We start from the raw sequence: 22,413 nt of genomic DNA, 5'->3' as shown, positions 1-22,413 counted from the left end.
CGCTGCGGTGGCGTCCAGACCTTCATGGCTGCCCTTTCCCTCCTGTTGCCGGGCATTCCAAAGCATTAATGCCCCGCCCCCCCCCGAACGCCAACCTCTGTGCGAACTGCATGTGACAGGTATACGGAGTTGATAGCGCGACTAAAAACGCATAACGGCCCTGAGCGGCAGTTTTCCGCTCAGGGCCGTTGTATCAAGGCTGAATAGAAATTAGAACGTATAGCGGAAAGTCAAGGATACCCGCCAGTTGTCCTCGTACTGTGAATCTTCTACACCGTGCCACGTGTCAGGATCGAGATACAGTTTGACATAGGCGCCTTCAAGGTTGATCTGAAGGTTTTCAGAGACAGTGTAGGTACTGGAGAGGCTTGTTTCCCACGCATGGTCAGTAGTGGTGAGGTAGGCCATCGGCCCGTCCGCGCGCGTAGGATACGAGGTCATGTTGGCTTTCTTTGGCATTTCCGAGCTGTTGGTGCCGTGAAAATAGGCAAACTTGAGCGTGTGCTTCAGGTCATCAATGAAGCTCACGTCCTTAATGCTGCCTACAACGCCCATCATGCCGCTGGGGTTGTGCCCAAGCACCTTCCAGGTATCCAGGTCAAAAAAGCCTCCGCCAAAGCCCAACGGCGTTACGGGCCACGGCGTGTTGAAAACAGGCAGGCGCTCTGAACCGTTATAAGGGTTGTCATCATCGCCGCCGCCATACCAGGCCAGCACTCCGGGCGTACCCCAGCTGAACTTGTAGTCCGCACGCATGGCCGCATACCAGCCCTGACGCACCAGCTGAAAGGTTTTGCCCCGTCCCTTGGGATCAAACTGGGTGTAATCCTTGAGTTCACCCATATCCACGCGGCCATACGTGCCTTCAACGGCAATATCCCACGGCTCCCACTGGGTCAGGTTGATCGTCATACCGCCCCACCAGCCGTTACCCCAGGTATTGTTGGCATTGCGGTAATTTTTCTCAAACGTCTGGTAATAGTTCATGCCGCTGCCAAGTATGGGCATAAGTCCGCCGCGCGGAGCATAGATGGCAGGTTCACGCTGTGAAGTGTTGTCGTTTATGCCACGAAGGCTGTTTTCCCCAATAAGGGCGTACATGCCCCAGGGTGAAATCTTCAGCCCCTCGGCCTTGATTGGCAGAACGAGGGCGAAAACATCCAGATTGTCCAGGTAGTTTGCTTCAAGACGGCCGTTTTGCGTGTTCTGGGAGTTGTCATTATACGGACGTCCCCAGAAAAAAGTGGCCCCCGTGCTTACCCCGTTATTCGCATATATAGGAGTGCTGACAGTGACTCCCGCTGTGAGCTGCCCATATACGGCGCTCCAGTCAGTGACGAAACCAGGCAGCATAAGGGGCTGAATGCCCATGCGAACCTTGGCTTCAGTTTTGGGCACAACCCAGTCAATGTAGGCGGCACGAACGCCTATTATATTGTTGCCGTCACTCCCCAGAGCCGCTCCGTCCTTGGCCGAGCCCCAGGACTGGCCGTTTGTGCCGACAGTGATAAGCAGGCTGCCTGAAAGATTCTCGCTGGCAACAGCGTCAAACTGCGTACGCAGGCGCTGCAATGCCTGAAACGTGTCATTACTGCCCACTCCCAGTGGCATGACATTGGATGTTTGAAAACTGACGTCAAAGGCTCCCTTTACCTTAAAGTCCACGGCGTTACCCCGAATGGGAAGCAGTATGGATACGCCGCAAAAAAGCAAGCAAAACAACTTTTTGCCCAAAGTCATCGTAACTCCTCCTGTGAAAATAGGTGCGACCTCCTGCACCTCCCGCTTCCTGCACAGGACAATGACGTGTTCTTTTGCGCGAATTTGTAGTCTCAGCGACACTTTTTTCAAATAACTCTTTTTTTCACATAAAATATGTCTAACGATCTGACTTGAATAAGCATAACCTTCTGGTACGCCGTGATATCTGAAAAAACTTGTAAAAACGTAGCGCAGTCTACAACAAAAAACGCTCGTCCCGTTATTAAAAGTACAACCTCCTGCTCCCGTTGAAGTCGGCAGTTTCAACACAGTAAAAACAATCACGCTCAACTCCTAGCGCCAAAAGGAAAAATCCATGCCAGGCCAAGAGAGAATCAGCAATAACTACTTCGACGGACTACAAGTCACTGGTCGCCATAAAGCCGTCTTTTTCATTATTATGGTGGCGTATTTTTGCGAACAGATGGACAACTGGAACTTCGGTTTCATAGCCCCGGCCCTGATGCAACACTGGGGGCTGACCATGCGCGATATCGGCACGGTCACCTTCTGGTATTTCGCGGCCATGACATGCGGCGGTTTTGTAGGCGGATTCATATCCGACCTTATTGGCCGTCGTAAAACATTTCTTATTGCCATTACCCTGTTTTCCACAGCGTCCATCATCAACGGCCTGACGGACGACTTCCATGTCTTTGTGGCCTCGCGCGCACTGACAGGATTTGGCGTCTTTTGCCTCATGGTTTGTTCACAAGCCTATATCGCTGAAATGGCCCCGGCTGAAAGCCGGGGAAAATGGCAAAACCTTGTGGCAGGGGTTGGTTTTTGCGCCGTGCCCGTCATCGGCATGCTCTGCAGGGCCATCATCCCTCTGCATGAAGAAGCGTGGCGCTACATTTTCTATCTTGGCGGCATGGGTTACATTGCCCTGTTTATTGCCTGGAAGTACCTGGACGAATCCCCCCGCTGGCTGGTGAGCCGTGGCCGCATCAAGGAAGCGGAAGAGGTCATGCTTGACCTGACGCACATGAATATTGATCTTTCAGAGGCTGCCAGCAAAGGCTCCACCCACAAACCGCCACTGCGTGAAGTGCTGCTGGGCATGATCAGCCAGAAATACGTTAAACGCACGCTGGTCATTCTTGTGCTGGTGCTCTGCACCAACCCCGCCACCTTTGTGGTTACAAACTGGACGGCCACGCTGCTCAAAGCGCACGGCTTTACCCTTGAAGAATGCCTGATGGCCACCACGCTCATTTCAATCGGCGTGCCTCTGGGCCTTTTCGCTTCCAGCGCCTTTACCGATATGGGCGGGCGTAAGATACCCCTGGTCATCATGCTGGTTGTCATGTCGGTGCTGGCGCCCATATTCGGCAATGTCAGTTCCTACTGGGTCGTTGTTGGCGTGGGCGCGCTGCTTACGGCCTTTGCCATGGGCCTGGCATTCACCATTTTTTCGTACACGGCAGAATCCTACCCCACGCACCTGCGCAACACGGCTACCGGCTTTCATTCTTCCATAGGCCGTCTTGCGGTAGCTTTTTCACAACCTCTCATTCCTGTAGTGTACGCTGCATACAGCTTTGACGGCGTATTCTATATATTCAGCGCACTCTGCGTAGTGCCCGCCATTGTGCTTGCCCTGTGGGGCGCGCCCACCGGCGGCAAGTCTCTGGAAGACATCGCCTGACCATACCGGCCACAAACCTTTTTTCTGCTTGCCGGGCGGGACAGATAGGCCAAGACTGTCTGCCTGCCCGGCTTACGTAATTTCAAGGAGAGCGCCATGAGCATCACCCTTTACACAGCGCCTGACTGTATACGCTGCAAGATTGTCAAAAGTTTTCTTGCCGAACGCGGGCTGGACTATGGCACCGTTGATTTCAAGGCCGATGCGCAGACCTTCAACACCTTTTACCGCACCAACCGCAAGGCCATTTACCGCAACCCCGAAGGTGTGGAGTTTCCGCTTTTTGATGACGGAGAGGTTATCAAGCAGGGCTCTGGCGAAATACTGGCCTACCTGCTTTCCGGACGCGTTCTTGAGAGCTGCGTGACCAGAAGCGACATGCTTCACGGCAAGATCGCGGGAATCTACCCGTCCCAATGCCCCGACGGGCAAGAAGAAAATATGCTCACCCTTGTTGACCGGCTGGCAAAGGGCGGTCTTCAGGTATGGCTGCAGGTGGACGGACGCAAGCCCGATCTGCTGCGGAAACTCCTGGCCATCAAGGACGTGCACGTCATTCTTAACGTCGTGGGCGGAAGCGCCGCAATGGAACGCATTTTTGGCGGCGCGCCGTCCAAGGAAGCGCTTGCGGAAACCATCGAGCTTGTGCGTTCTACGCCCGATGGAATCATACGCTTTTTCGCGGTGCCGCAGCCGGGCGAGGACGGAACGTGGGCATGGCCGGACAGGGCCGAGGCCGTCGCCGCCGCCAAGATGGTCTTTGAGGCCAGCAATACGCCCACCCTGCCCTACGTCATTGCCGCAGTAACGCCGGATATGGCCTGGGATATGCATGGGTTGGAGCCTCTGCCGGAACAAACCCTGCTTGTATACCGCTCCGCTTCACGCCAGCTGCTGTTCAAAGCTGACGTTGCAAAATAGGAGGATGATTTCGTGCAGACATATGATGTCATCGTAATAGGAGGCGGCCCGGGGGGAACCACTGCGGCCCGCATCCTGGCTCAGGCGGGCAAAAAGGTCGCGCTGATTGAGGACAGCCACTGGGGCGGCACCTGCCTTAACGCTGGCTGCATCCCCACAAAAATGCTGCTTGGGGCCACGGCACCGCAAGGTCTTTTGCATGCCCAGGAACGTGTGCGCATTGCCAAAGGCAGCATACAGGTGGACTTTACAGCCCTGCAAAACCGCGTCACGCGCTTTACCAAGGGCACAAGCCAGACTCTTGCAAAAAGTCTGGCCGCTCTTGGCATAGATCTTTTTGAAGGTCGTGGCGTTTGCACAGGGCAAAAAGAAGGGCAGACGCAGGTGCAGGTCGCCACTGCCCAGGGGCCTGTTTCACTGGCCGGAACAAAGATAATTCTCGCCTGCGGGACCTCATCTGCGGCATTTCCGGGTCTTACGCCCGACCACCAGAATGTTCTGGACAGCACCGATCTTTTACGCATCGCCGCGATCCCCGAAAGTCTGATCGTCGTGGGCGCGGGAGCCATTGGTCTTGAAATGGCGGACTTTTTTTCATCCATGGGCAGTACGGTGACCATAGTGGAAGCCGCCGCGCACATAGCGCCTACGGAAGACGCAGACATAGCAAAAGAAATGCTTCGTGCTCTGACCAAGAAGGGCATTATCTGCCATGAAGGCGCCAAGGCCAAGAGCCTGAGCTCTGCTGACGGCAAGGCGCGGCTGGAACTTGAGGATGGCACAGTCATCACGGCAACCAAGGCGCTGGTGGCCGTAGGGCGCAAGCCCAACAGCGCTGGCCTCGGTGTGGAGAGTGCAGGCGGCAGCCTCACGGCGCGTGGCTATGTGCAGGTGGACGCCAAGCTGCAAAGCGGCCCTGACCTGTACGCCATAGGCGACATCAACGGCCTTACCCTTCTGGCGCATGCGGCGGAACATCAGGCCGCCTATGTGACCAGACATATTCTGGGCGAAACCCAGAGCGATTATGAGCCAGGGCCTGTCCCCTCCTGCGTTTACGGCGGCACGGAAATCATGCGTGTTGGCCTGACCGCGGACGCGCTGCTCCGTCAGGGCAAAACGGTGGAAACTTCTCAGGCTCCCCTGACGGCGAACCCCATAGCACAGGCGAGCGGCGGAACCGCAGGATTTGTCAAAGTGGTATGGCATGAAGGCCACATAGCTGGCATCGCCGCTGTCGGGCACGGAGTGTCGCATCTGGTGACGGTGGCCCAGTTGCTCATAAAGGATGCGTATACAGAATCCAGGCTGGACGAAATCATGTTCGCTCACCCCACTCTGGATGAAATTATCCCAGCGGCCATACGGGCGCCAAAATCTTCCGCTACTGGCGCATAAGGAGAAGACTATGCACTTTCCTGAAGACAGACTGTACCACGCTGACCATTTGTGGGCGCAAAAGCAGGACGACGGTTCATGGCTCATCGGCATCACGGACTATGCCCAGGAGCAGCTTGGCAGCGTAATATTTGTGGATCTGCCTGAAAAAGGAGCCCATTTTGAACAGGGGCAATCCTGCGCTTCCATTGAATCCGTCAAGGTTACCAGCGATGCCATCATGCCGATCTCTGGCACCGTGGCAGAAGCCAACAGCGCGCTTGCCGATACGCCGGAGCTGCTGAACGACGATGCCTACGGTCAGGGCTGGCTGGTGCGCGTCACCGCTTCTTCTTACGATGAAAGCGCCTGCATAAGCGGCAGCGACTACGCTGCCATGGTCAAGGCGTAAAAACAGTTTCACAGCGGTAAGCCCCGGCAAAAAACCGGGCCGGGGCTTACCGCCTGTTCCACTCTCAGCCTGCTTTACGCAGGCCTAGCCCGAACTGACGCAGCACGCGCGGCCCGCGCGATTCAACCTGTTCATGCCCGTTTACGCGTTTTTTGCATCCACAATATCCAGCCAATGGCGCACTTCCACCCCTTCGGGAGCGGCAGAGGCAAGCTGCATGACGCAGCCGCTGCATCCGGTAATGACCACTCGCGCTTCAGGAGCAAAGCCCTCAAAGCACCTTCGGGCCATGTCCATTGAAAGGCCAGGGTTGCTCATCTTGAGGATGCCCCCCATGCCGCAGCACAGGCCAGCGCCCTTCTTCAGGTCAGGCAGACCGAGCTTGAGCAGGGGCTGGTCAGGATCTGCCGCATTCCAGTGGCAGGGCTGGTGATAAGCCACCGCCGCCGGGGCATGCCCTGTGGCCCGGACTCGCGGTCTGATCAGCAGGGCAGACAGCCCCTGGCATTTTTCCTTCCATTCCCTGCCTTCATCTTCGGGCAAAGTTGCGGCGTATTCCTCAAGGCTGTGCTTGCACGAGGCGCAAAAACTGGCCACCAGCGGACGACCAAGCGAGCGCCAGACTTCTACATTCTGATCGCGCGCGCTTTTCTGCGCTTTGTACTGCCCGGCATGGTGCAGGGTTCCACCGCAACACGTGAAGCCTGACGCATCAAGAACGTCATAGCCCCAGGCCCGCAGCAGCGTTTCCGCCTTTTCCGTCCAGCGTGACCTGACATTGTTGGCGGTACAGCCGCTGAACAGAACCACGGGCGTTCCATGAACGCTCTCTTCGGGCTGCAGCAACATCCAGGGATCACAGGGCGGCAGGGCGACCAGCGCCCGGGCGGTTCCGAGCAAAGAATGCAGACTGCCGGGGATGATGGCGTCAGGAGCGAGCATGGCAATTTTGCCCGCCATGGGCCAGAGGGGGCCGAGCCTTTGTATCCAGAGTTCCCAGAGGGCTTGCGACCAGTGAGGGTTTCGCGCGCGGGCGTCCGCCAGAAGATCGGCGGTGGAAAGCTTGCGCGCACAGGCACGCTGGCAGCGGCCGCAGCCCGCACACAAGCGCGAAAGTTCCCGTATGGTGCGCCAGGAAAGCGCCTCCCCTGCCCCGCTGCCGTATTCGGCGTCCAGCGGCTCCATGAGCAAACGCTTGCCCTTTGGCGCGTATTCTTCACGCCTGAATAGGTCGTAGACCGGACAGACGTTCAGGCATTCACCGCATTGGGTGCAACCTCTTTTCATCTCAATAGCCCTTGCCGGGGTTGAGTATCCCCCTGGGATCAAAAATCCGACGGACGCCACGCATCAGGGAGTGTTCCTCCTTGCCAAGCTGCTTACTCACGTCTTTGAGAAATCCCGCCCCGTGTTCGCCGGAAAGACTGCCGCCGAACTCAAGCGCGGCCGCATCCAGTTCATGATGGGTTTTCTCTGTGCGACGCGTATCATCAGGGTCCGAGGCGTCATAGTGCAGATTCGCATGAATATTGCCGTCACCTGCATGACCAAAGGCAATGAGCCGCTTTCCGTTGGAAGCCGCGATTTCTTCAAACCGCCGCACTGCCTTGAGAAGAGAACCCCGGGGCACAGCCATGTCGCCGCCGATGCGGTCCGGCCCAAGCACATAGGATGCTGCCGATACCCTGCGGCGGTAGGCCCATATGTTGTCCTCTTCTTCCTTGCCCACGCCCTCCATGCGCCACAGCGCGTCGTTCAACTGCTGTGAAAGACGGGCGTTTTCTAAAGGGACAGTACCCCTGCTTCCATCAACCTGAAAAAGCAGCAGGGATTTGACCGCTTGCGGCCAGGGCACGTCGCCGGTTTTGCCAAGGATTTCCAGCACCGTCTCATTCATGAACTCAACGGCGCAAGGCAGAATGCCAGCGGCAAACACCTTGCTCATGGAGGCAAGGGCCGCATCCAGCGAGGGGTAGCCCACAAGCACCGAGGCCGAGGCTTCGGGCTTGGGAATAAGCTTCAAAATGAGCTTGGTGATTATGCCAAGCGTTCCTTCGCTGCCCACAAACAGGCGGCCCATATCAAGGCCGATAACATCCTTGTGCGAACGCCCGCCGAACTTGAGCAGTTTGCCCCCCGGCAGCACGGCTTCAACGCCGATTACGTAGTCTCTGGTGACGCCGTACTTCACGGCGCGCAGGCCGCCCGCGCAGGTGGCCACATTGCCGCCCACGCTGGTGGCTTTGCCGCTGGCGGGATCCGGCGGATAAAACAGCCCCAGCTTTTCGCATTCCGCCTGAAATCGGGCCGTGTTGACGCCAGGCTCAATGACAGCCACAAAATCTTCGGCGGAAATGTCCAGAATTCTGTCCATCCCGAGCATGGAGACGACAATGCCGGGAACCGTGGGCACGCACCCGCCAGACAGGCTGGTTCCACGACCACGGGGGTGAACCGCAACATTTTCAGCTTCGGCCCAGCGCATGAATTCGCACACCTGCTCAACGCCTACAGGGCGCACCATGGCCAGGACAGCGCCAACCTTCAGGCTGGCGTCAGAGGCGTAAACCCGCAGCACTTCCGGATCAAAAGCGACCCCGTCCCCGAACAGATCCACAAGAAATTTCTTGTGCTCAGGAGTGAGCGCAGTGATATATTCCCCAGACATGACGTCTCCAGATTTCCAGATTTCAAGTGGTGGTGATGCGTCGGAACAGCAGCGCTTCACTTTTGTTTTCGCCTTGCCGCAAGGCTGTTTGACAAAGCGCCGTTGCGGGCGGCCAATGGCAAGGACGCGACAGCGGGCCAACACTCCCCCGCAAAAACCTTCATGAGCAGTTTTATGACCGCCTGTTACAGACCAGCAAGCGCCCGGTGATGGATTCACGGGGCGCTTGCTTTATGGGCCGTCAATCGCAAAGATTATGATCAGGCTTGTGCAGTCAGATTATGCAGTTAAATGCTGATCTTGGCGCCAAGCAGCTTGGCAAAGGCCGCAATCCAGGCGGGATGGGCAGGCCAGGCCGGAGCGGTGACAATATGACCATCCACAACCGCATTGGTAAGGGTTTCGTTTAATTCGCCCCACTTGGCGCCAGCGTCAACGACATCAGGCTTCACGGCGGGATACGCCGTGCAGGTGCGGTTTTTCAGCACCCCGGCAGAAACCAGTATCTGCGGGCCGTGGCAAACTGCGGCAATGGGCTTTTTGGCAGCGTCAAACTCGCGCACAATTTCAAGAATACGCGGGTTTAGACGCAGATATTCGGGGGCGCGCCCGCCAGGAATGACCAGTCCCACGTAATCGGCGGTATTTACCTTGTCAAAGTCATAGTTGATGGAAAAATTATGGCCGCGTTTTTCAGAATATGTCTGATCACCCTCAAAATCATGTATGGCGGTCCGCACGACATCACCGGGCTTTTTGCCGGGGCAGACGGCATGCACGTCATAGCCAAGCATAAGCAGCATCTGGAAAGGCACCATTACTTCATAGTCTTCAACATAATCACCGGCCAGTACCAGAATTTTTTTCATAATTTTCCTCCTGCGGCTCCGGGCCGATCAACAGCCAGGGGCCGGTTTGCGCTTGCCGGGCGGCATGATGCCGCCCTTGCTTTACGCGTATATGTATTTATATAAGCAGAGATAGCCTGTGGGCAAGCCCCCAGGCGCGCATAGCCCTGTTGGCTCTATTGGCCCAATTGGCCCAATTCGCACGGTCGGCACAGTCGGCCCGACAGCTCGGCTGGCCCAATTTCCAGACAGCGTGCCCAGCATCAGCGGCAGAACTGCACAGATGCGGACAAACCGCCATAAATCCTGCATAGTCAGCGCATTTCAGGAGATTCAGTATGCCCATGTTTGACTTTACCTGCATTGGTTGCGGCAATGTATTTGAAGAGCTGGTCTTTGGCGATGAAGCCCCGGCCTGCCCCAAGTGCGGTGCAGCCACCCAACGGCAAATGAGTGTTCCAAGCCCGCTCAAGACCGGCGCTTTTCCCTTCAAGCCCGGCCCGGTGCGCCCCATGAGCAAGACCAAACCCCCTTGCGCCGCAGGCGGCTGCCCTTCCGGCGGCTGCGGAACAAGCGGGGGCGGCCAGTCCTGACGGGATATGGGAATATGGCTGACGATTCCAGCCGATTACCTCAAATATTTCAGCCCTTGCGCTCCCTGCGACAAGGGCTTTCTTGCATTCATAAGGGGCTTGCTCTACACTCGCAGAGATACTCTTACCAGGGAAGGAACCTATGCTACGCAGCATGACCGGCTTTGGCCGCTGCCTTGTTGAAAATACCCACACGATCCAGCAATGGGAAATTAAAAGCGTCAACAGCCGCCATCTTGACCTCAAGTGGCGTCTTCCCCTTGCTGTGCGCAGTCTTGAACCACGCCTTGAAAAGGTTGTCCGGCGCTTTGCCTCGCGCGGTCGGGTGGATATCAGCCTCATACTGCAATACGCCCCCGGCGACGCCCCTGCCATGCGCTTTGACGCCAACCAGGCCAACGCCATTCTGGACAGCCTGCATGCGCTTGCCCAGGCCCGAAACGAAGATTTTACGCCTGACTACAACGCCCTCATGCAGATATCTGCTTTGTGGGGCGACAACGGCGAAGAAATGGATGAAGAGCTGACCACCAGCCTTGAAGAAGGCCTGGCGCTCGCCCTGGAAGACTGGAACGAGGCCCGCGCCACTGAAGGGCGCGCCCTCGCCACAGACATGCATTCGCGTATCCTGCGCATGGAAGAATGGACGGGGCTTATTGCCGAACGCGCACCGGCCATCAAGGAAGAACGCGCCGCCATCCTGCACGAGCGCCTCAGCGAGGCTCTGGCACAAAACGGCCAGGAACTTGAAGAAAGCCGTTTTCTGCAAGAAATTGTGGTTCTTGCCGACCGTCTGGATGTAAGTGAAGAGCTTACCCGCCTTACTACCCACCTGGAACGCCTGCACGATCTTTTGCAGTCTAGCGGTGATGCGGGGCGACGCCTGGACTTTACGCTCCAGGAATGCTTCCGCGAAATAAACACCTGCGGCAACAAATTGCCGGACGTGCAGCTTTCGCGCCTAGTGGTGGACTTTAAAAATGAGTTGGAAAAATGCCGCGAGCAGGTTCAAAACCTGGAATAAGCCATGTCTCGTGAACGGTTAATCAATATTGGCTTTGGCAACTACGTGCTGGCTGGCCGGGTTGTGAGCATCGTCAGTCCGGCGTCTTCGCCCATGAAGCGCTTGCGTGAAGACGCACGAACTCAGGGGCGTCTTATTGACGCAACGCAGGGGCGCAAAACACGCTCAATCCTGGTGACGGATTCCAATCACGTCATTCTGTCGTCCATACAGCCTGAAACTATCAGTCAACGTTTTGCGCAAGAGGAAGGAATCTGATGCCCCGAAAAGGCATTGCCCTGGTTATAAGCGCGCCCTCAGGGGCCGGAAAGACGACATTGGTCCAACGCCTCATGCAGGAATTCCCCCAATTCGGCTATTCTGTTTCGTGCACCACACGTCAACCGCGACAGGGTGAAGTGGATGGCAAGGACTATATATTTCTCAGCCGTGAAGAATTCGAGCAGCGCCGCGCACAGGGCTATTTTGCCGAATGGGCCGAGGTGCATGGCAACCTTTACGGCACGCCCCTCGCGCCTGTGAAAAACAGCCTGCAAAACGGGCAGGACGTGCTTTTTGACATTGATGTGCAGGGCGCGGCCCAGATGAAGCTCTCCCTGGCTGAGGCGGTGTTTGTATTCATTCTTCCCCCAAGCATGGAAGAACTGGAACGCCGCCTGCGCAACCGGGGGCTGGATGACGAGGCTACTATCGAGCGGCGCCTGACCAATGCACGGCAAGAAATTTGTGAATCCCGCTGGTATGATGCCATGGTGGTCAACGACGAACTGGACGCGGCATACGACGCCCTGCGCGCCGTCTTTGTGGCCGCAGGCCTTGCCCCTTGCCGCAACCCCGATCTGCCGGACTGTCTGCTGAACCGCTGATCCGGATACGGCGGCGGTTGCAGTAGTGATGAACCCGTGGCACTGGCGTGCGCACGGGCCTTTATGTAAAGAGAAATCATTGGAAATGCGCTGATGACAAACACACTTTCCAGTCCGCAACTGGTGGTCGCCCTGGATGTGCCCCGCAAAGCCGATGCCCTCGCCATCGCCCGCACGCTCAAGGGCACCGTCCCCTGGTGCAAGATAGGCATGGAGATGTTCACCTATGCCGGGCCTGCCTTTCTGGAAGAGCTGGTCGCCATGGGCTACAAGGTTTTTCTGGATCTTAAATTTTATGACATCCCCAACACGGTGGCCCAGGCCGTCAAATCCGCCTCAGGGGTAGGCGTGGACATGCTCACTCTGCACTGTCAGGGCGGCGAGCGCATGTGCCGCGCCGCCTGCGAGGCCGCCGCAAGCCTCTCAGGCAAAAAACCGCTGCTCTTTGGCGTCACGGTGCTGACAAGCTTTGCTCAGGGTGAAATGCCGGGCATACGCGAAAACACGTCTGACTTCGCCCTCGCTCTTGCCAGGGGCGCACAGTCTTGGGGACTGGACGGCGTGGTCTGCTCCGGGCACGAAGTTGCCGGCATCAAGGCGGCCTGCCCCGGCTTCAGCTGCCTGTGCCCTGGCATCCGGCCGTCCGGCTCGGTGGCGGACGACCAGCGCCGCACTATGACTCCGGCTCAGGCCGTGGCGGCGGGGGCCAACTATCTGGTGGTGGGCAGGCCCATCATCGCCGCTTCAGACCCGCGTGCGGCAGCGGAACAGATTCTGGCAGACATGACGTCTGCCGCATAGCAACGGGGATTCAGATGTCTGGCCAGGAAATGACAAAAAATACACAGGCGTCACCCTCATCGGGTGCGGGCCATGCGGCGGGGCATAAAACCGATGTGCGCGGCGTGTTCTCCACGCAGGAGGTCCGCCGGGTCGGCACTGGCACCACGACCCGCAAAACTGTACAAAAAAGCTTCTGGTTCATTGAGCAGCACGGCAATGTCATTGAGTGCCAGCCGCTCAACACCAACTACGTGCCAAGCGGCCCCAAGCGCAAAATCACCATGGACGAACTCATCGCCAAGTTTGCGCCCGAACCGGAGTTTTACCTCAACTCGGTCTATCCTAAAATGCAGGAAATGCAGCGCGCTATTGAACAAGGTGATGAGCGCAGGGAAAAAGGCGAAAATTTTGCAGCCGAATTCGAATATTCCCGCGCCCTCAAAATAGATGAGGACAACGTACGCGCCAATTTCGGCATTGGCCTTACATATCTTGAGCGTGGAGATGCCGACAGGGCGCAGGACATTTTTGAGCGCCTTGTAAAGCTGGACGGCGCTTTTGAGTCTGAACACAAGCACCTTTTCAACGAGTTTGGCATCAGCCTGCGCAAGAACAAGATGCTGGAACAGTCGCTGGAATATTACAGGCGCGCGCTCGAACTTACCCAAAATGACGAAAACCTCTATATGAACATGGCGCGGGTGCTGCTGGAGACCAAGGACATCAACGGATGCGTGGATCATCTGCTCAAGGCGCTTGAAATTTCTCCACGGCATGACACCTCGCTCAAATTTCTTGCATGGCTCATACAAAATAAACTTGTTCCCGCCGACAGGATAGACAGCGTCCGTTCCGCCTTGCAGGCTGCGGCCAAGAGCGCGAACACCGCATCCTGAAACCGGCCCGCGGCCTCCGAGGTTCTGTGAAAAACTGGCTTTTCCGTACGCTTCCTGAAGGCGTCCCTGATTCCCCGCCTCCAGCGTGGGCTGAAGACCTTTCCATCTCGCCCTTGCTGCTGGAAATCCTTTGGCGGCGCGGGTTTACCCACAAGAACACCATCAATGCCTTTCTTGACGCACGGCCAGGCTCTCTGACGCCGCCTCACAAATGGCCCCAGATTCCCGAGGCTGCCCAACTGCTGGCGCAGGAGCTGCTGGCGGGCAAGAAACTTGTGGTATGGGGAGACTATGACGTTGACGGCATCACTGCCGCAACCCTGGTGCTGGATGTGCTGGAAAGTCATGGCCTGGAAGCATGCTGGCATATTCCTGATCGCCGCAGCGAAGGCTACGGCCTCAATGTCGCCCAGGTGGAAGCTCTGGCGGAACAGGGCTGCGGCATACTGCTCACCGTGGATTGCGGCATTGCCGATGGCGAAGCCGTACAGCGCGCCCGTCAACTGGGCATGACGGTAGTGGTCTCCGACCACCACCTGCCCCAGGAACAACTGCCCCAGGCCCACGCCATCTGCAACCCCCGACTCTGCCCTGCCGACACTCTGCCCTGCCCGCACCTGGCCGGAGTGGGCGTGGCCTTCTACCTCATGGGGGCCGTCAACGCGGCTCTTGCCCAGCACACGGGTCGACGCCACAAAATGGATCACTGCCTTGACCTTGTGGCGCTGGGAACTCTTGCCGACGTTATGCCGCTGACGGGCGAAAACCGCATTCTTGTACACGCGGGCCTCGCGCATCTGGCCACAGCCGCACGGCCAGGCATTGCCGCCCTTAAGGTTGCCAGCGGCATGGATGCCAAAACCAGGCTTACCAGCGGGCAGGTCAGCTTTCAGCTGGTGCCCCGCATAAACGCCGCCGGTCGCATCGGCAGCGGCGAACTGGCCCTGCACCTTTTGAGGCAAAAAGATTTTTCTTCAGCCCTGCCGCTGGCCCAACAGCTTGACGGGCTCAATACGGAACGCAAGAACGCGGAAAGCGAAATACATAATGAAGCCCGAGTTCAGGCGCTGGACATGCTTTCCCGCGAACCGTTGGCCAGCCTTGTGCTGTATGGTCAGGACTGGCATCCCGGCATTGTGGGCATTGTGGCCTCGCGCATTGTGGAAGAATTTTACAGGCCAACCATCATACTCTGTCACGATCAGGGCAGCCTCAAGGGTTCAGGGCGCTCGGTGCGAGAATTTGATCTGCATGCCGGGCTGAACCAGACTGCCGAAACGCTCCTGGGATATGGCGGGCACAGGCTGGCGGCGGGCGTGCGCCTGTTGCCGGAAAACCTGGGCCGCTTCCGTAACGCGTTTGAGGCTGTGGTGGCGCAAAGTCTTGGCACGAGCCCGCTGAGCCCAAGCCTGACGCTGGAATGTCAGCTGGATTTTTCCCAGGCCAGCAACCAGAGCTTTCTTAAAGAGCTTGAAATGCTGCAGCCCTTTGGCCCCGGCAATGCCGAACCTGTCTTCGCCTCACCGCCCTTGCTGGTCAAGGATCGCTCCCCCCTGGGCCGAGGCGGCGAACATGTGCGCCTGCGTCTTCAGGACGAACACAGCGGCCTTATACTCACGGCCAAGGCATGGCGCATGGGGCAGGCCCTGCCGCCGGGCATCACGGGCAAGCGCATTCGCGTGGCCTATACCCCCCGCCTTGATACGTACAACGGCATCACATCGGTGGACGTGGGCATCAAGGACTGGCAACCAGCCTAACAGCTCTGCGATCAACCGCTAGCGCTTCCATACCTATTGCCGCCTGCCGCAAGGGCGGCTTTTCTTTCTTTGCAGCAGGACGGCAGTGCACGTCAGGGATCAGGGCATGCCTGCGACATCACGCAATAATCGGCACAATAATGCCGCCCCCTGTAGCTTCAACATGCACATGTCAGAGAAAATAAACGCTGAGAATGTAGATTCTCAACGCTTACGCCACGCCCGTTACAGCATTTAACCACACGGATAAGCCGCGAGTTGGGCCTGCTCAGCGGACGTCTGCACGCAGCCCTAGTTATATAGCAAAATACGATAGGAGTTTTAGGGGGTGGGGGCGTGGGGAGGGACCCTTTTGCAAAAGGGTCCCTCCCCCACAAAGCATTTGCAAACGACGTTAGCCTAGCAAAACATCCTGGCTGTAATCGCTTTTGCTAACGGCAAAAAGCTGTTGCCAGTTCTTCCCAGTTGGTCGTCACGCACGGTGAGCAGTTCTTGCACCGCAAATGCCATTTGGCCTCTTTGGGCCCTTCAGCGCCAAACCGGACAGATCCCCTCCCGAATTTGCCGTTAATAGTGTCCAAAGCCGACATCAGGGCGTCACTACGCGCATCCTTGCCCGGCGTCATATCAGCGAACAGGTTGCCCTGCTGGCAATCCACGGGGCACAGATCGTAGAGCATGATGCCGGCCTTGGCATAGGCGGGCCCTTTTTTGTACATGGCGCCCAGTGTTTTTCTGGCGGCCTGCAGCATGGTGACCGTATCCGCCGTGGGCGGAAAAAAGGGCTGCTGCGCGGTTACATCGAAGGACGGTCGGCTGCCATGCCGGGAGGTACGTATATGCACGGCAATGCCGCCTGCCACAAGTTCCTGACGGCGCAAACGCTCAGCGGCCCGAACCGTAAAGGTTCCTACGGCCTGCTCCAGAGAAGCCAGATCATAAACCTTTTTGCCAAATGAACGGGACGACACCAGGGTGCGGCGTGGGACCGGGCCGTCTGCCTCGTTGATGCACGGGATCCCCCGCAGTTCCATGGCCGTTTTCCAACCTGAAATGGTTAAAAACTTACGCAGCCACACATCATTGGCCTCCCGTAACCCCCATGCCGATGTCACGCCAATTTCAAGCAGCTTTTTACTCTGCCTCCAGCCGATGCCCCACACCTCGCACACGGGAAATGCGCGCAATACTGCTTCAGCCTCGGGCAAAGCAGAATTCCATACATAGACGCCAGAAGATTTTTTTGCCAGATGGTTGGCAACCTTCGCCAGCGTCCGCGTGGGCGCAACCCCCACAGACACCGTCATGCCCGTCCATTGGCGCACTGTCTGCCGCAGTTGTTCGGCAATGTCGCTGGCATTGGCGGCCATGGGCCCCTCAAGATGCACAAAAGCTTCATCAATGGAATACTGCTCTACATGGGGGCAAAGCTGCTCAAGCGTGGCCATGACACGGGCTGAAATATCCCCGTACAAGGCATAATTGGAGGAAAAAACTTCCACATTATGTCGCTGGAGCAGCGGCCGGGCCTTGAACTCCGGCTCGCCCATGGGAATACCCAGAGCCTTGGCCTCAGCAGAACGCGCAACTATACAGCCGTCGTTGTTGGAAAGAACCACTACCGGCCTGGCCGCCAGATCGGGACGGAACAATTTTTCGCATGAGGCATAGAAATTGTTGCAGTCCACAAGCGCCCATAAGGGCTGGCTACAGTTTGTGGACGACATAGGTCACCACTCCCCATATATGAACATACTCATGCTCTGTTATGTCAATTTCAGGATAGTCTGGATTTTCCGGCGCAAGCAGCACCTTGTTACGGCGTCGGATGAGCCGCTTGACGGTCAATTCGCCGTCCACCGCAGCGATGACAATACGATTGTGACCGGCGGATTCCGAACGGTCCACCACCAGAAGGTCGCCATCGTGGATGCCCGCATTGATCATGGATTCACCATGTGCCCGCAAAAAAAACGTGGCGCTCTCATTGCGAACCAGAAATTTGTGCAGATCAAGACGGCGATCAAGAAAGTCGTCAGCAGGCGAGGGAAATCCGGCTTCTACCGGTGAAAGGTACAGGGGCAGACCTTCCCTTTCTGTGGGGCTGTCGGCCACGCCAAGAATTTCCAGATGCGCAGGTGAAATCTTCATGCACGCAAAATAGCGTGCCGACCGGGCAAGGGCAAGAGCAACCACAACGGGTCAGCCGATGGCCAGTTCTTCAAGTTTGACTGCCAGAAAGGCACAGCCTGTCGGCAACGCGCGAACGAATGGGGGGACACCTGCCTGCGACAACGCAGATGAAGACTGCCCTTGAAAAACGCACGTCCCACGAACTGCACCAACCCCGTCACTGCGTTTGCCCTGCAAACAGTCGGCACGGCTCGTTATGATGGAAGCAGCGGGCGTACACTGCCAAACCGGGGGATGCCCTTGGGGCTGCCCTGTATGGAATAATGAAAAAATCCAGAGCATTTCGCCTTTAAAAATCTGTTTTACGGGCAGGCAGACCAAAGAGTTTTCCTGGATGATTTGCCCTACCAAAAGCGCAGGGTAGACTTATATTATAAAAATGCTAATAAATAACATGCCTAATGAATAAAATGCAGGCAGTACACATGGCAAATCCGTTCTGCATCCATGATGTTTACAAACAATAACCATTAATATAACCATACTGTTTACACTGACATACAAAACAACAGCATACAACAAAATCTGCACAATGTATTTATTGCCATATAAATTCATTATTTCACGAAAATAGCGTTGCGCATTATTACAAACACACCAATACTCAACAATAAATATTAAAACCAGAACAGCCCATACTATAGTCGCTGACTATCCCAATATGTCACATCGTAGGGACCACTCACATGCCGACAGAAAATGCAACTAACATACACAAGTTAATCGCAGAAAAGCCGATACCCGGGACTGAAAGGAAAATTTTACTGCTTGTTATAGGCTCTACGTTCCTCACAGCCCTGGTTACTGTTTTCATTTTTTACCGTTCTTTGTTTTACGATCTTGACGACAGGCTTTTAGGTCGGTCCGATGCCATATTTTCCATGCTGTTAAGCCGCATTCCCCCACAGAGCATCACCCATCTTAATACCCCAGGCGACGCTGATTCCGAGATATACAAAAGAACCCAGATAGTTCTTGAAGGCCTTCGTAAAACCACCAATGTGCGTTATCTGTATACAGTAAAACGAGATGCCGGGGGCGAACCCATATACGTTGTTGACGGCCTCTCGCCCGACTCGGAAGATTTTCGCCCCATTGGCGCGCCCATTGAAGGAGAAATTATCCCCATTGTGGCGCGTTGTCTTGATGGGCAGTCGATGCGCGGCGAAAAGGCTATGGACACGTCATGGGGGATAATCATACCCGCCTGCGAGCCTATCAAACAGGATGGCAACACCATAGGCGCACTGGTGATCGAGTTTGACGTGCAGTCTTTTGTAAATAATACACGGCGCACCGCGCTGATATGTCTCGCATTTTCCTTTGGCGTGGCCATATTGGTAACTGCTGTGACCGCATGGCTGCTGAAGAAAATCTCCGCTCCACTATATCGCAAACTGGCCTATACAGACCTGCTGACCGGCGTATACAACAGAAACGCATTTGAATTGGATCTTCGCCACATGTCTGCTGGCGATGCAGAGGGACTGGTGATACTCGTTTGTGACCTGAACAGACTCAAGACCATTAATGACCGTTCCGGGCACGCAGCCGGGGACGCTCACATCCGCGTGCTTGCCCACCTGCTGCGCAATCAATTTATGGATTTGGGCAAAACATACCGCATTGGTGGTGACGAGTTCACCACACTATTACGCGATATTACCATCGAGTCGCTTGAACAACAGATGCTCAAACTTTGTTCCATGGCAGAAAAGATAACCATCAAGGGTTTTCAATTGACTTTTTCCTATGGCATGGCCGTTTTTGACCCAAGTGTGGATGACACTGTGCATTCCGCTCTCAACCGTGCCGATGCAAACATGTACCTGTACAAGGAAAAATTCAAATCCCAACAGATACTACGTGGACAAATGTAGCACGACTTTTTGCTTTCTTGCCCTCTTGTCTCCTTTCCGTTGCAGTATTGCATATAGAAGATCCATACGCTGCACACAAAGTCCAGCCAACGTTTCGCCGCAATCCGAACCGTACGCTGCCATGCTGAAAATCAGCGCAGCCATCTGCCCTACCCCCCGTAGATGCGCAAGCATTCTCTGCTGGCGGCAAACGGCGCGCTACGTAACCCCAGGACAAACAGGTCTGACCACTGTCACTGCGGATTCACAGCCAGTCTGCTTGCCTGCGATACAATGCGGCCGCCGCTACACGGCGTGATCCTGCGCGCCGCTCGCGCCAGTTAAACTCCGAGTTCAGGAGCTTCTTTCCGAGACAGGCAGTAGAAAGCCCGCCCCCATTGCCAGGAGCAGGCTTGTGTGGTCCCCTTGGGGAACACTGTCATCCGTGTGAACTGCCACCTGCCGTGAAGGCCAATGCAGGCGCGACCTATCGCGCGCTTATCCGCCCTGGCAGGCTAACCTAACCGCTGGGGTACAATCGCAAACAACAGCCTGCTCTACTGACCATGCGCACGCTGTACGATGAAATGACAGCACAATGGCGACAGTGAAAGACAGCAAGGTTTACGGAAAGCTCGGCCGCCACAGCCTCAAAAGCGCCAGAACCCGCTTCAAGAGGCGTCATGAGAATTCCACAACCGGATGGCCGCAGGCTCGCTGAGCGACCAGCGTAAGGGGCCATTGCCACACTCACAAACGATGCGATAAAGGTCACGGGTACGGCCAAGCGGGCGCGAAGTTTCAATTGTTGTTGAAAGTTTGCCGCACTTGATGCAGGGACGAATGACAATTAGAGAATTTTCTTTTTCCATAAGCAAACAGTAGCTAATGAAAATGCCGCCGTCAAAGGGCATTTGTCTATTGGCATATTTTGGCAATACAGCAGAACAATAACAATATATTGCATATATAATATTCTTTAAAATAAACTTTTACGTTGTGGAATCTCTGCGCGGCGCTCTTTTGCCGCCACATCATAGTTGTGGTGTGCAACACTCTTGTGCAGCGTTGGACATGTAAACTTTTTCAAAGCCAAAAAACTCTAGAGCAAGACAAATTGGGCAGCCTCAGGTCTTCAAACCTCTTCGGTTTCGGCAGCAGCCTCGAGAACAGCGTGCTGTCGCCGCGCTGCCATTCTTTATTCCGCGACCCAGGCGGGGCTGGCGCACGCGGCGTGGCTACCCACGTGATTGGAACCACACGGAATCCAGCGGCTTTCTTAAAAACAAAAAAGCCGCGAATCCTTTGGATTCACGGACATCAGCGGAGCATAACGCCCCGCACTGGGAGGCCCCCAATGGGCCTCCCGGCGGGCATTTCAGGGCCGAAGAGGCAAGCCCTGAAAATTTTTCTATACGCTTCCCGGCCTGAGCCTAATCGGCCTGGGTGCGAATAAAGGTCGGAATTTCGAAATCGTCCTCATCGTAGGTGAAATCTTCCTGGCCGGGGTTGTGCGTACGATGGCGGCCCTGGCTCATGGTTTCACGCTTGAGCAGATACGGCGGACGGCTGCTGTTTTCATCGTACCAGCGCTCCACTTCAGAGCGGCGCGAGGTGCGCGGCAGGCGGCTTTCGCCCATTTCATGCTCATCCATATTGCCCTGCACCATGCCGGACTGCGGAACCATGCGACCCATGCGGCGCGGTTCGGCCATAACAGCATCGGGGCCAGGCTTGCGGAAGTTGGTCACAGTGGCGGCAGCCTGGGGCTGGGCACTCTGGATAGCCTGAGGAGCTTCAATACCCGTGGCAATGACGGTCAGGCGAATTTCATCACCAATATTGTCATCAAAAACAACACCAAAGATGATGTTGGAATCCTCAGGAGTTGCGTCGCCGATGATGTCGCCGATCTCGGCAATTTCTTCAGCGGTGATGTCGTCAGGCGCAGTGATGTTGTAAAGAACGGCCTTGGCGCTTTCCAGAGAGACGTCTTCCAGCAGCGGGCTCATAATGGCGCGCTGGGCAGCCTCACGAGCGCGGTTTTCACCCGAGGCAATGCCAGTGCCCATAAGGGCCAGGCCAGCTTCACCCATGGTGGTGCGCACGTCGGCAAAGTCAAGATTGATGAGGCCGTCACCCACAATCACGTCAGAAATGCCCTTCACGGCATAGTACAGCACGTCATTGGCTTTCTGCAGCATTTCCGCAAAGGGAGCTTTTTTGGGAGCAAAGGCAAGCAGACGGTCATTGGGAATGGTGATAAGGCAGTCCACATGCTGCTTGAACTCTTCAAGGCCGGCCTCGGCAGCACGCTTGCGCTTTGCGCCTTCAAAACTGAAAGGCTTGGTCACCACGCCCACGGTAAGCGCGCCCATTTCCTTTGCAGCCTGCGCCACAACAGGAGCTGCGCCAGTTCCGGTGCCGCCGCCCATGCCAGCGGTAACAAACACCATATCTGCATCGCCGATGGCTTCGCGGATAGCGTTGACGCTTTCCACAGCGGCTTCACGACCCACCGAAGGATTGGCCCCAGCGCCAAGGCCCTTGGTGAGCTTTTCGCCCATCTGCACTTTTACGGACGCGCCGTTTTTGGCCAGAGCCTGCACATCCGTATTGGCGCAGACAAACTGCACGCCGCGCAAGCCAGAGGCAATCATATTCTGTACCGCGTTGCCGCCGCCGCCGCCAACCCCGATGACCTTGATTTTAGCGTTACTTGCCAACGAGGTGTCGATATCATCGACGATTGATTGAGACATGGTTCCTCTCCTGTTTAAACTATCCTCAAAGTGCCCGCT

General features: G+C 56.3%; 20 protein-coding genes. 12 read left to right on the top strand and 8 right to left on the bottom strand.

From position 1 onward, the window contains the following. Positions 1-210 precede the first annotated feature (210 nt). Positions 211-1,740, bottom strand: a complete 1,530-nt coding sequence (locus tag BCS36_RS12975; protein WP_291303294.1) for an outer membrane homotrimeric porin — start codon at positions 1,738-1,740, stop codon at positions 211-213. A gap of 337 nt (positions 1,741-2,077) precedes the next feature. Here BCS36_RS12975 and BCS36_RS12970 point away from each other — a divergent pair, with 337 nt between their 5' ends. The 4 genes from BCS36_RS12970 to gcvH all read left to right on the top strand — a co-directional run bounded on the left by BCS36_RS12970 (position 2,078) and on the right by gcvH (position 6,122). Continuing rightward, positions 2,078-3,412, top strand: a complete 1,335-nt coding sequence (locus BCS36_RS12970) for an MFS transporter (RefSeq protein WP_291303293.1) — start codon at positions 2,078-2,080, stop codon at positions 3,410-3,412. A gap of 96 nt (positions 3,413-3,508) precedes the next feature. Further along, positions 3,509-4,333, top strand: coding sequence for a hypothetical protein (locus BCS36_RS12965; RefSeq protein ID WP_291303292.1), 825 nt, complete (start codon positions 3,509-3,511; stop codon positions 4,331-4,333). Between the two features lie 12 nt (positions 4,334-4,345). After that, entirely contained in the window at positions 4,346-5,731 is a 1,386-nt protein-coding gene (locus tag BCS36_RS12960) for an FAD-dependent oxidoreductase (protein WP_291303291.1), read from the top strand. Positions 5,732-5,741: 10 nt separating this feature from the next. After that, on the top strand, positions 5,742-6,122 hold the full coding sequence (gene gcvH / locus BCS36_RS12955) for a glycine cleavage system protein GcvH (protein WP_291303290.1): 381 nt from the start codon (positions 5,742-5,744) through the stop codon (positions 6,120-6,122). A 141-nt stretch (positions 6,123-6,263) separates the two neighbouring features. Here gcvH and BCS36_RS12950 read toward each other — a convergent pair whose 3' ends face one another. The 3 genes from BCS36_RS12950 to BCS36_RS12940 form a co-directional block, all read right to left on the bottom strand. Further along, complete coding sequence (locus tag BCS36_RS12950; RefSeq protein WP_291303289.1) at positions 6,264-7,409, bottom strand: (Fe-S)-binding protein; 1,146 nt, start codon at positions 7,407-7,409, stop codon at positions 6,264-6,266. Position 7,410: 1 nt separating this feature from the next. Then, positions 7,411-8,790 carry an FAD-linked oxidase C-terminal domain-containing protein gene (locus BCS36_RS12945; protein ID WP_291303288.1) on the bottom strand — a complete coding sequence of 460 codons (1,380 nt, stop codon included), beginning with the start codon at positions 8,788-8,790 and terminating at the stop codon, positions 7,411-7,413. A gap of 287 nt (positions 8,791-9,077) precedes the next feature. Continuing rightward, entirely contained in the window at positions 9,078-9,659 is a 582-nt protein-coding gene (locus BCS36_RS12940) for a DJ-1/PfpI family protein (protein WP_291303287.1), read from the bottom strand. A gap of 317 nt (positions 9,660-9,976) precedes the next feature. Here BCS36_RS12940 and BCS36_RS12935 point away from each other — a divergent pair, with 317 nt between their 5' ends. From BCS36_RS12935 to recJ, 7 genes are all read left to right on the top strand, one after another. Beyond that, on the top strand, positions 9,977-10,231 hold the full coding sequence (locus BCS36_RS12935) for an FmdB family zinc ribbon protein (RefSeq protein ID WP_291303286.1): 255 nt from the start codon (positions 9,977-9,979) through the stop codon (positions 10,229-10,231). Positions 10,232-10,373: 142 nt separating this feature from the next. Further along, positions 10,374-11,255, top strand: a complete 882-nt coding sequence (locus BCS36_RS12930; protein ID WP_291303285.1) for a YicC/YloC family endoribonuclease — start codon at positions 10,374-10,376, stop codon at positions 11,253-11,255. A gap of 3 nt (positions 11,256-11,258) precedes the next feature. Continuing rightward, entirely contained in the window at positions 11,259-11,513 is a 255-nt protein-coding gene (locus BCS36_RS12925; RefSeq protein ID WP_179981411.1) for a DUF370 domain-containing protein, read from the top strand. Continuing rightward, positions 11,513-12,121: a guanylate kinase gene (gene gmk / locus BCS36_RS12920; RefSeq protein WP_291303284.1), complete on the top strand. Its 609-nt coding sequence runs from the start codon at positions 11,513-11,515 to the stop codon at positions 12,119-12,121. The genes BCS36_RS12925 and gmk overlap by 1 nt, the downstream gene beginning before the upstream one ends. Positions 12,122-12,214: 93 nt before the next feature. Then, the gene (pyrF, locus tag BCS36_RS12915; RefSeq protein WP_291303283.1) at positions 12,215-12,922 is read left to right on the top strand and encodes an orotidine-5'-phosphate decarboxylase; all 708 of its coding nucleotides are present in this window, start codon (positions 12,215-12,217) and stop codon (positions 12,920-12,922) included. A gap of 29 nt (positions 12,923-12,951) precedes the next feature. Beyond that, positions 12,952-13,800, top strand: a complete 849-nt coding sequence (locus BCS36_RS12910) for a lipopolysaccharide assembly protein LapB (protein ID WP_291303282.1) — start codon at positions 12,952-12,954, stop codon at positions 13,798-13,800. Positions 13,801-13,826: 26 nt separating this feature from the next. Further along, entirely contained in the window at positions 13,827-15,560 is a 1,734-nt protein-coding gene (gene recJ / locus BCS36_RS12905) for a single-stranded-DNA-specific exonuclease RecJ (protein WP_291303281.1), read from the top strand. A 431-nt stretch (positions 15,561-15,991) separates the two neighbouring features. Here recJ and BCS36_RS12900 read toward each other — a convergent pair whose 3' ends face one another. Further along, complete coding sequence (locus BCS36_RS12900; protein WP_291303280.1) at positions 15,992-17,287, bottom strand: Y-family DNA polymerase; 1,296 nt, start codon at positions 17,285-17,287, stop codon at positions 15,992-15,994. After that, entirely contained in the window at positions 17,268-17,711 is a 444-nt protein-coding gene (locus tag BCS36_RS12895) for a LexA family transcriptional regulator (RefSeq protein ID WP_291303279.1), read from the bottom strand. The genes BCS36_RS12900 and BCS36_RS12895 overlap by 20 nt, the downstream gene beginning before the upstream one ends. Before the next feature lie 728 nt (positions 17,712-18,439). Here BCS36_RS12895 and BCS36_RS12890 point away from each other — a divergent pair. Continuing rightward, the gene (locus BCS36_RS12890; RefSeq protein ID WP_291303278.1) at positions 18,440-19,633 is read left to right on the top strand and encodes a GGDEF domain-containing protein; all 1,194 of its coding nucleotides are present in this window, start codon (positions 18,440-18,442) and stop codon (positions 19,631-19,633) included. Positions 19,634-20,283: 650 nt separating this feature from the next. Here the strand turns inward: BCS36_RS12890 and BCS36_RS12885 are convergent. Together BCS36_RS12885 and ftsZ are read right to left on the bottom strand one after the other, a co-directional pair. After that, positions 20,284-20,526 (bottom strand): hypothetical protein, encoded by a 243-nt coding sequence (locus tag BCS36_RS12885; protein ID WP_291303277.1) that lies wholly within the window; start codon positions 20,524-20,526, stop codon positions 20,284-20,286. A gap of 519 nt (positions 20,527-21,045) precedes the next feature. Next, entirely contained in the window at positions 21,046-22,374 is a 1,329-nt protein-coding gene (gene ftsZ, locus BCS36_RS12880) for a cell division protein FtsZ (protein WP_291303276.1), read from the bottom strand. Positions 22,375-22,413: the final 39 nt, after the last annotated feature.

This window comes from Desulfovibrio sp. MES5 (assembly GCF_002237645.1).
Classification (GTDB): Bacteria; Desulfobacterota; Desulfovibrionia; order Desulfovibrionales; family Desulfovibrionaceae; genus Desulfovibrio.
The sequence above is the reverse complement of the archived record's forward strand: the minus strand, read 5'-3'. Positions and strand labels throughout refer to the sequence as shown.